The organism is Bacillus sp. 220_BSPC, assembly GCF_001054655.1.
GTDB classification, from domain to species: Bacteria; Bacillota; Bacilli; order Bacillales; family DSM-1321; genus Peribacillus; species Peribacillus frigoritolerans.
In genome coordinates this window covers 1-8,641 of record NZ_JVPL01000277.1, presented here as the reverse complement: position 1 = coordinate 8,641, position 8,641 = coordinate 1, and the positions used below count along the sequence as shown (strand labels likewise).

Below are 8,641 nucleotides of genomic sequence, written 5' to 3'. Positions count from 1 at the left end.
AGTGGAAATCCTGAAAATGTTATGCAATCAGAGGATTTAGCAGAGCTGCTTGTAGCCGGGTTAAAGCTTCATCCAAGAGTCGTAGTAAAGACTTCAGGATTATGGTCAACTAATCCTTAATTTGAGAAGCGATCGTCTCGTCTTGTCTATATTGGTTAAGAACTAGGAATCTAGTTGTAAATTGTACCCTTTGTAAAGGACATTTTAAAAAAGGGATTAGGCAGCCTAAAGAAGATGATCTCTGTATTGTGGAGTGACCACAGTCAAATAGACAGAAATAAAAAAGACCAATTAAGCAACCTGAGTTCTATATTGATATGGACTCAGGTTGTTTAATTTTTTCTGGAAGCGATGATGGTTATAGAATCGAATATACATACTTACAGCACCTCGAACCTCTTCAGAGGTACCGAAGGAGTTCATATAGAAACACTCCGATTTAAAGTGGCTGAAGAAATTCTCCATACAAGCGTTATCCCAGCAGTTTCCCTTTCTTGACATACTGGATTGCATTTTATATTTTTTCAAAATTGGTGGGAAGTGTATTGGTACCCCTGGTCGCTATGCAGAAGAATTCCTTTAACATTCCGTTTTTTTCTTTGCTTTTATTATTGTTATCTATTACAAGTTTTAAGTGTTCTCCGGCTGACTTGATAAGAAATGATTTCATTGTTATAGAGGTCTTTTATGGCGGATTGGAAAAGTCTCTGTCTATAAAAAAAATCAAATATGTAATGTCAGTTACCCATTTCTCATTAGGTCTGGATGCATGAAAATCCCTATTAAGAAGGTTTTTAGAAATGACATTATGCTTCTCTCTTCCCGTAATAAGGTTTCCTTTTCCGAATCAGGGACTATCACCCTAGCTCCCGCATAAAAGACGCTGGACACGCTTGTGGTTCAGGTTTAAACCGTAGATTTTATCCAGCCATACCATCCCCATAGATTACTTTGAGTTTATTGTAGCATCCTATAATTTTTTTCTTAATCTCTTCATCTTCCAGTTGCTTTTCAGAAGTCGATATTTTACGTTTTAACCATTTGTAGTATCCACTTCTTGATACATGTGCAATTTTGCATAATAACTGAATAGGGTAGTTCCTTGGACATTTCCCTAATTACCTCATACTTTTTCCTTGTCGTTACTGCCTTCATCCCCCTTTTACATCTTCAAGAGCTTTTTTAGCATGTCGTTCCGCCTCTAAACGTGTGATTTTTTCTTCTGGATCCTCCGGAGCTGTTCTTGGTCTGCCCTTACCAAGCCCCTTCGCTTTCCCTCGTTTCTCTTCCAAACCCAGTATGCCTTCAGCTTCAAAGTACCTAACCCAGCGGCGGACTTGTTTTTTATCAATTTCTAATTTATCAGCGACCGATTGATTTAACTCATATCTCCATTAAGGTATAAATCAACGGCCTGCTTTTTGAACGCTTTATCAAACGTTCTTTTAATATTACCCATAGAAAAATCCCCTCCATATATAGACAGATTAGTGTGCTTTCTTTTTTCTGGCAACTAAAAGGGGATCATATCATTGTACAGGGGTCATCTTTTTTAGGTTCCATTGATATCTGTTATGGTTATAGTAAGTGATGTAATTGTCTATTTCACGTTTTAGTTCATCTAAAGTTTTACACGGCTTAATATTTGCTTCTTCTTTAAGGTGGCCAAAGAATGATTCTATCGGTGCATTATCCAAACAGTTTCCCCGTCTAGACATAGATTGGTGTAATCCCTAGGCCCCTTACGCAAATTGATTTTCTTCAGGTGTAGGGGAGTTAATATCACGAAGTTCTTTTCAAGTAGGACGTTTTTAAATCTTGGGTAAGCTGTACGTTCTATGGATGCCAAATTGCCAACTCCTTTCACAGTAATTTGGGATAGTAACAGAATAGCTGCCCTAGCCTATTCCATCACATAATTCCTAAATTTATAAGAGGTTATTAATTTACTTCTTTTAGTTTTCTTTTATTAATTGCTCGATATAATGAACCCTGTGAAAGTCCTGTACCTTCTAAAATTTCTTTTACCGAGTATTCTTTACTGTCATAAATCCTCAAGGCTATTTCAATTTTTGATTGATCAACTTTTGGTCTACCTAGTTTCTTTCCTCTTTGCTTACTAGCTTCTAATCCTTCTTTAATTCTCTCTACAATTAAATTTCGTTCTAATTCTGCAATGACACACATCATTTGAAACCTGGCTTTTCCTGTTGATGTTCTTGTATCCATGTTCTCTTTAATAGAAACGAACTTTACACCTGTATCCTCGAATTGCTGAATAATATAAAGAATATCAAGTGTTCTTCTCCCTAATCGTGAAATATTTTTGCTACAACGGTATCACCTTTCCGTATAACAACTAGCAATGAGTTAAGTCCATCTCTATCCATTGTGTTCCCAGTAAATTTCTCTTGAACCATTTTTTCACAGACATACTCAGAAAGTAATATAATTTGTCGGTCTAAATTTTGGTCAACTGTCGTAACTCGAGTATAACCGATTATCATAATGAAGCCTCCTGCACAATTTTATAATCTAATTGTACAAGAGACATCATTTTGTAAAAGTATTTGGTAAAACTTTTGTTAACCTGTAAAATTAGTAAAATCAAGCATCAGTATTTCTCATAAACGTTGTTACAAAAAATATGGTTTTTGGTAACAATCTTTTTATTAATACAAAACCAAGCAGATATAATTATTTTGATAAACGCTCCATGAGAATAGCTTTTTCTGCTTCAAAACCAGGTTTGTCAAGTAATGCAAACATATTCTTCTTGTATGCTTCGACACCAGGCTGGTCAAATGGGTTAACTCCTAATAGATGGCCACTAATCCCACATGCCTTCTCAAAAAAGTAAATCATCTCACCGTAAGTGTATTCATTCATTTCATCCAGTTCAATCACGAGATTAGGTACTTCTCCATCTATATGGGCCATAAGGGTACCCTGAAATGCACTTTTGTTGACTTCATCCATCGTCTTACCTGCCAGGAAGTTTAATCCATCAATATTTTCTGGATCCTCCTGAATAGTCACTTCAATTCGAGGTTTCTTAATCTGTAAAACCGTTTCTAAAAGGTTACGTCGACCTTCTTGTACATATTGCCCCATGGAATGCAAATCCGTTGAAAAATCAACGGAAGCAGGGAATAGCCCCTTTTGATCTTTTCCTTCACTTTCCCCAAACAGCTGCTTCCACCATTCCGATACGTAGTGAAGGGAGGGCTCATAGTTAACAAGCACTTCAATTGCTTTTCCCTTATTGTAGAGTACATTTCGGACCGCAGCATACTGATAGCTCTCATTTGTCAATAAATCAGGATTGTTGTATTTACGGGCTGCTGCTGCTGCCCCTTCCATCATATGATCAATATCAAGTCCTGCTACGGCAATTGGTAAGAGACCAACTGCTGTTAGCACAGAATACCTTCCACCTACATCATCCGGAATAACAAACGTTTCATATCCTTCTTTGTCCGTGAGCTTTCTTAATACGCCTTTTTCCTGATCTGTAGTGGCAAAAATACGTTTTCTCGCCTCTTCTTTTCCGTATTTTTTCTCCATATAGTCACGAAAAATACGGAAAGCAAGGGCTGGCTCTGTCGTTGTTCCTGATTTGGAAATGACGTTAACAGAGATATCTTTCCCCTCTAATAGTTCAAATAAATGAGATATATAAGTAGAACTGATATTGTGACCGGCAAAATACACTTTTGTCTTATCGTTCATTTGGTTATTAAAGCTATGGGACAAAGCTTCAATAGCTGATCTAGCACCCAAATACGAACCACCGATCCCGATGACAATCAAAGCATCTGATTGATTTTGAATTCTCTTTGCAGCTTTTTTAATGCGCACAAATTCATCTTTATCATAGTTTAACGGTAAATCAACCCAACCAAGATAATTCGATCCGGGCCCTTTCTTTTCATGAAGATAACCATGAGCAACTCGTACAAATTCACTTAAATGATTTACTTCACTCTCTTTCATGAAAGATAATGCGTTCGAAAAGTCAAATGAAATGGTCATATAAATTTCTCCTTTATATTTGCTTCTATTCTTATTTTTTTTCCACAGCATGTCCACCAAATTCGTTTCGCAAAGCAGCTACCACTTTACCCGTAAAGGTATCATTGTCTAAGGAACGATAACGCATTAATAAAGACATAGCGATAACAGGGGTAGCAGCTTGAAGATCCAATGCTGTTTCAACTGTCCATTTCCCTTCACCAGATGAATGCATAATGCCTTTAATTTCATCTAATTTTGCATCTTTAGAAAACGCGTGTTCTGTTAAATCCATGAGCCAAGAACGAATAACCGAACCATTATTCCAAACTTTTGCTACCTTTTCATAATCAAAATCGAATTCACTTTTTTCTAATACTTCAAATCCTTCTCCAATCGCAGCCATCATTCCGTATTCAATTCCATTGTGAATCATTTTTAGGAAGTGACCACTACCTGCTTTTCCAGCATATAAATACCCATTTTCTACAGCTGTATCTCGAAAAATGGGCTCGACAATGCTCCATGCTTCAGGCTCTCCCCCAATCATATAACAAGCTCCATCCCGAGCACCTTCCATACCCCCGGATGTGCCGGCATCCATAAAGCTCACTCCCACTTCCTTTAGCTGGTTGTATCGACGAATGGATTCCTTATAGTGAGAATTACCAGCTTCAACCACGATATCTCCCTCACTCAGAAATGTTGTTATCTCACTAATAACGGAATCAACAACGGAGTGTGGAACCATAATCCAAAAAACTCGTGGCTTTTCTATTGATTGAACAAGATCTTGTAAGCTAGATGTACCTTCAGCCCCGTATTTCTTTATTTCTTCAACAGCATTTGTATTTAGATCAAATGCTACTACATCATGTTTATGGTCAATTAGGTTCTTTCCTAAGTTTAGCCCCATTTTTCCTAATCCAATTAATCCGACCTTCATCATTAATCCTCCTTGAGTATTTCTATATTTTTTGAGTTTTTCATCTATAGCAGAATGGATTCAAAGTATAATCATAATCTTTCTTTTACCACCATCTATAACCATCCTCTTCCAATAATTGATGAGCAGCTTCAGGTCCCATCGAGCCAGATTGATATGAATGAAGTGGAACAATATTTTCCTCAAATGTCTCTAAAATAGGCTGTACCCATTTCCAAGATAATTTCACTTCGTTCCAATGAGCAAAGAAGGTAGAATCTCCACGCAGAGCATCAAATATTAAGAGTTCATATGCTTCGGGCACGTCTTTTTTACTCGCTGAAAAATCAACAACAATAGGTTCTAACTTTCCATTTATCGGGTTTTTACTATTTAACTGCAACGAAACACCTTCATTAGGACTTACATTAATAACTAATAGATTGGGTTCAGCATTTTGGATTTCATTGGTATACAAATTCTTTAATGGGTTTTTGAATTCAATCACAATCCGCGTTAATTTTTCCGTCATTCTTTTTCCTGTCCGGATATAGAATGGGACCCCGTCCCAGAAGGAATTATCAATCCATAGACGAGCAGCAATGAATGTATCGTTTTTAGAAGAAGCATCAACGCCAGGTTCTTCTAAGTATCTGACTACTGGTGTACTGTTTATTTCACCTGATCCATATTGGCCACGAACGACGTGGATACCTACAGTATTTTTCTGTAATGGTCGCAGAGATTCCATAACTTTTCTTTTCTCATTACGGATATCTTTTGCACTAATATGTTTTGGGAGATGCATGGCTGTCATCATCAACAGCTGTAGCATATGATTTTGAACCATATCACGAATAGCGCCTGCTTGGTCATAATAACCAGCCCTCTCTTCTACACCAACCGTTTCACTAGCCGTAATTTGCACATTGGCAATAAACCGATTGTTCCAAAGTGATTGCAGAACAGGATTGGCAAATTCCAAGGCTTCAAGGTTTTGAACCATTGGTTTTCCGAGATAATGGTCAATCCGAAAAATTTCGTTTTCTTCAAAAGCTTTGCTTAATTTTTCGTTTAAATCTTCAGCAGATTTTAAGTCATACCCAAATGGTTTTTCGATAATCAATCGTTTCCATCCCTTTGTCGAACCTAAGCCACTCTTCTTTATGTTTAAAGCAATTACATCAAAGAATTCAGGAGCAACAGAAAGATAAAACATTCTATTCTCTTCAATACTCTCGTCTTTTTCATTTTGTTGAACGAATTCAACTAACTTCTTATACCCTTCAGTATTCGTGAAATCTAACTGGCAATAACGAAATGCCCTTACAAACTCTTGTTTTTCGGATTTATCATTTATCAAGTGTCTAGAAAAAGTGTATAGCGAGTCTGTTACATGGTTTTGGAAATCAACATCAGACATTTCGTCTATTCCTACACCAATGATCAAAAAAGAATCTGGTAATTTTTGATTCAAATATAAATTAAACAAGGCAGGGTAGATTTTTCGCTTAGCTAAATCCCCAGTTGCCCCAAATAAGACAAACGTCATAGAATCCACTTTTCATTCCTCCACATTTTCAAATAGAAAAATGTCTGATTTTCTTCGTTTTCCCTACAAAAACAACAAGGATTTTCGCTATTGCGTTATCCTACTTTTGGATGTAAGATTCGTTTATTTCTCCCAGCTTGTCCGGTAATAATGATATCTCTTAATTGAGAATGTCCACATTTTGGACAGGTTTCATTATTTATGGTGATGGTTAGACATCTTTCACAAACTTTTCGCTGCTTAGTTTTGAACTTTCCCATGCGGATCTCTCCTTTCGTCAAAAGCAACAACATGTATAAATTATTAAATGAAGTTTCACTTCATCTCACCATGCTTGTAGTAGTATTCTCTTAAGGTTTGGTAGTATTCTTTAAGCTCGCTATTACTTGAGCAAAATCAGTATATTACGTAAGTTATACTTTTGAAAGTACGCACTTTATTAACATATAGATACATTGGTATAACATAGTGTTAAAAATAACACTATAAACATGAATCCAATACCAAGTAACTGATTCCTTTATTAAATGTTGTGTTTTTTCAACCTTTTAAATACGTAGAGATATAAAAAACCACGGACAGCATCTTTATTAAGATAGCTAACCGTGGTTTGTTAGTATATGAACTTTTTTACACTTTTTCGAACCCCTAGGAGAAACTCTTTTTTTACTGAATAGACGATTTGTTTTCTGTTTCTTTTTCTAATACATTCTCAATATAATCTTTACCCCAGTCATACATAGCATCCAGAATAGGCATCAGACTTCTTCCATACTCAGTGAGTGAATATTCAACTTTTGGCGGAACGACAGGATAGACTTCACGATGAACAATCAAATGGTCTTCAAGTTCACGCAATTGATTAACAAGCATTCTTTGAGTGATACCAGGCATGAGGGCCTTTAGTTCACCAAAACGTTTGGTTCCTTCTTTTCCTAGATGCCACAATACCAACATTTTCCATTTTCCACCAATAATCGAAAGAGTCAATTCTTTTTCACAATTAAACACTTTTTCCCCAAGATTCGGCATTTATTTCACCTCCAACTCTTATTATGTCCCATAGTATACTTTTTATTACTATATGATAAAATAGTGCATACTTTCAATTTAGTAACATACCCAGTATACTGAGTATCGTACCGTTAGTAAATAGCTATCATTTAGCTGATCTTAAAATCATGGATGCAGCTGATATGAAGTTAGCCAAGCATCTGCAGCAGGCTCTGACATCATCACCATTCTTGGTACAGCTGAAGACGAGTCCATTAAAGGTGCTGTAGAAGAAGCAAAAAACAAGGTAAACAAATCCTTGCTGATATAATCGCAGTAAAAGACATTGAAAGTCGTGCGAAAGAACTGGATGAACTTGGAGTAGATTATATCTGTGTTCACACAGGTTATGACCTCCAAGCTGTAGGAAAAAATTCTTTCGAAGACCTTGCAACCATTAAGAGCGTTGTAAAAAATGCGAAAACGACTATTGCAGTCGGAATCAAATTAGAAACACTTCCAGATGTGATTAAAGTACAACCAGATCTTGTCATCGTAGGTGGTGGTATCAAAAGCAAAGACGATAAAAAAGCAGTTGCAGCTAAAAGCAAGAATTGATTAAACAAGGTTAATTATAACTATGAATGCTACTCAATATTTAGCTGAAGTCGTTCAAGAATTAAGTCGGACAGTCGACTTTGTCTCTATTCATGACAACATCTATTTCCGCTTTAGCAACAGCCACTTCTTTTTTAATGGATTCCACTTCCTCCTTTGCCATTTTTATCACGGCAGCGGATACTTCAGCTACTATTTTATCTAACCGTTTTAAACCTTTTATCTCGTTCTTCTTCATGTTTAGATTTTCCGTTAAAGGTTCTACCAAAACGCGGATCAGTTCGGATTGTTTTTCTATGGTTTTTTCTTGCTGGTCCATTCTATCCGTTATATCTCGTTCAAAACGCGTTCTGTCAATTCAAGAAGTTACTATTCAATTTGGTTTTACAATACTACTCTGAATCGAATGTGGGATACCTGGCGGAAAGTTGGCCAATACAAGCAGGGAACGGGCTTTTTTATGCCCGGAATGTCATGATTTCCACCCGTTTACGATATCTTGAGGCTGTAAGGAACATAATTCAGCTGGGGTAGGAAAG

At 36.6% G+C, this 8,641-nt stretch carries 8 protein-coding genes and 3 pseudogenes; 1 reads left to right on the top strand and 10 read right to left on the bottom strand.

From position 1 onward, the window contains the following. Nucleotides 1-291 precede the first annotated feature (291 nt). From ADA55_RS31510 to ADA55_RS21910, 9 genes and pseudogenes are all read right to left on the bottom strand, one after another. Nucleotides 292-513, bottom strand: a complete 222-nt coding sequence (locus ADA55_RS31510) for an IS3 family transposase (protein ID WP_082168109.1) — start codon at nt 511-513, stop codon at nt 292-294. A 638-nt stretch (nt 514-1,151) separates the two neighbouring features. Continuing rightward, nucleotides 1,152-1,292 (bottom strand): hypothetical protein, encoded by a 141-nt coding sequence (locus ADA55_RS30775; protein WP_235443588.1) that lies wholly within the window; start codon nt 1,290-1,292, stop codon nt 1,152-1,154. Between the two features lie 237 nt (nt 1,293-1,529). Then, nucleotides 1,530-1,730, bottom strand: a pseudogene (locus ADA55_RS28840) (IS3 family transposase); the annotation flags it as partial. A gap of 211 nt (nt 1,731-1,941) precedes the next feature. After that, nucleotides 1,942-2,507 (bottom strand): annotated as a pseudogene (locus ADA55_RS21930) (recombinase family protein). Between the two features lie 190 nt (nt 2,508-2,697). Next, complete coding sequence (locus ADA55_RS21925) at nt 2,698-4,035, bottom strand: glucose-6-phosphate isomerase (protein WP_048687589.1); 1,338 nt, start codon at nt 4,033-4,035, stop codon at nt 2,698-2,700. 31 nt (nt 4,036-4,066) lie between these two features. Then, nucleotides 4,067-4,960: a phosphogluconate dehydrogenase (NAD(+)-dependent, decarboxylating) gene (gnd, locus tag ADA55_RS21920; protein ID WP_048687588.1), complete on the bottom strand. Its 894-nt coding sequence runs from the start codon at nt 4,958-4,960 to the stop codon at nt 4,067-4,069. Nucleotides 4,961-5,045: 85 nt separating this feature from the next. Beyond that, on the bottom strand, nt 5,046-6,500 hold the full coding sequence (zwf, locus tag ADA55_RS21915; protein ID WP_048687587.1) for a glucose-6-phosphate dehydrogenase: 1,455 nt from the start codon (nt 6,498-6,500) through the stop codon (nt 5,046-5,048). Between the two features lie 86 nt (nt 6,501-6,586). Then, nucleotides 6,587-6,751: a hypothetical protein gene (locus ADA55_RS29620; protein WP_153246161.1), complete on the bottom strand. Its 165-nt coding sequence runs from the start codon at nt 6,749-6,751 to the stop codon at nt 6,587-6,589. A gap of 406 nt (nt 6,752-7,157) precedes the next feature. Continuing rightward, a complete protein-coding gene (locus ADA55_RS21910; RefSeq protein WP_031538335.1) occupies nt 7,158-7,523 on the bottom strand; it encodes a winged helix-turn-helix transcriptional regulator in 366 nt (121 codons plus the stop codon). Nucleotides 7,524-7,654: 131 nt separating this feature from the next. Between ADA55_RS21910 and ADA55_RS30770 the strand changes: the two are divergent. Further along, nucleotides 7,655-8,116: pseudogene (locus ADA55_RS30770) on the top strand (orotidine 5'-phosphate decarboxylase / HUMPS family protein); the annotation flags it as partial. 47 nt (nt 8,117-8,163) lie between these two features. Here ADA55_RS30770 and ADA55_RS21905 read toward each other — a convergent pair. Further along, nucleotides 8,164-8,421, bottom strand: a complete 258-nt coding sequence (locus tag ADA55_RS21905; RefSeq protein WP_048687586.1) for a hypothetical protein — start codon at nt 8,419-8,421, stop codon at nt 8,164-8,166. Between the last annotated feature and the right edge of the window lie 220 nt (nt 8,422-8,641).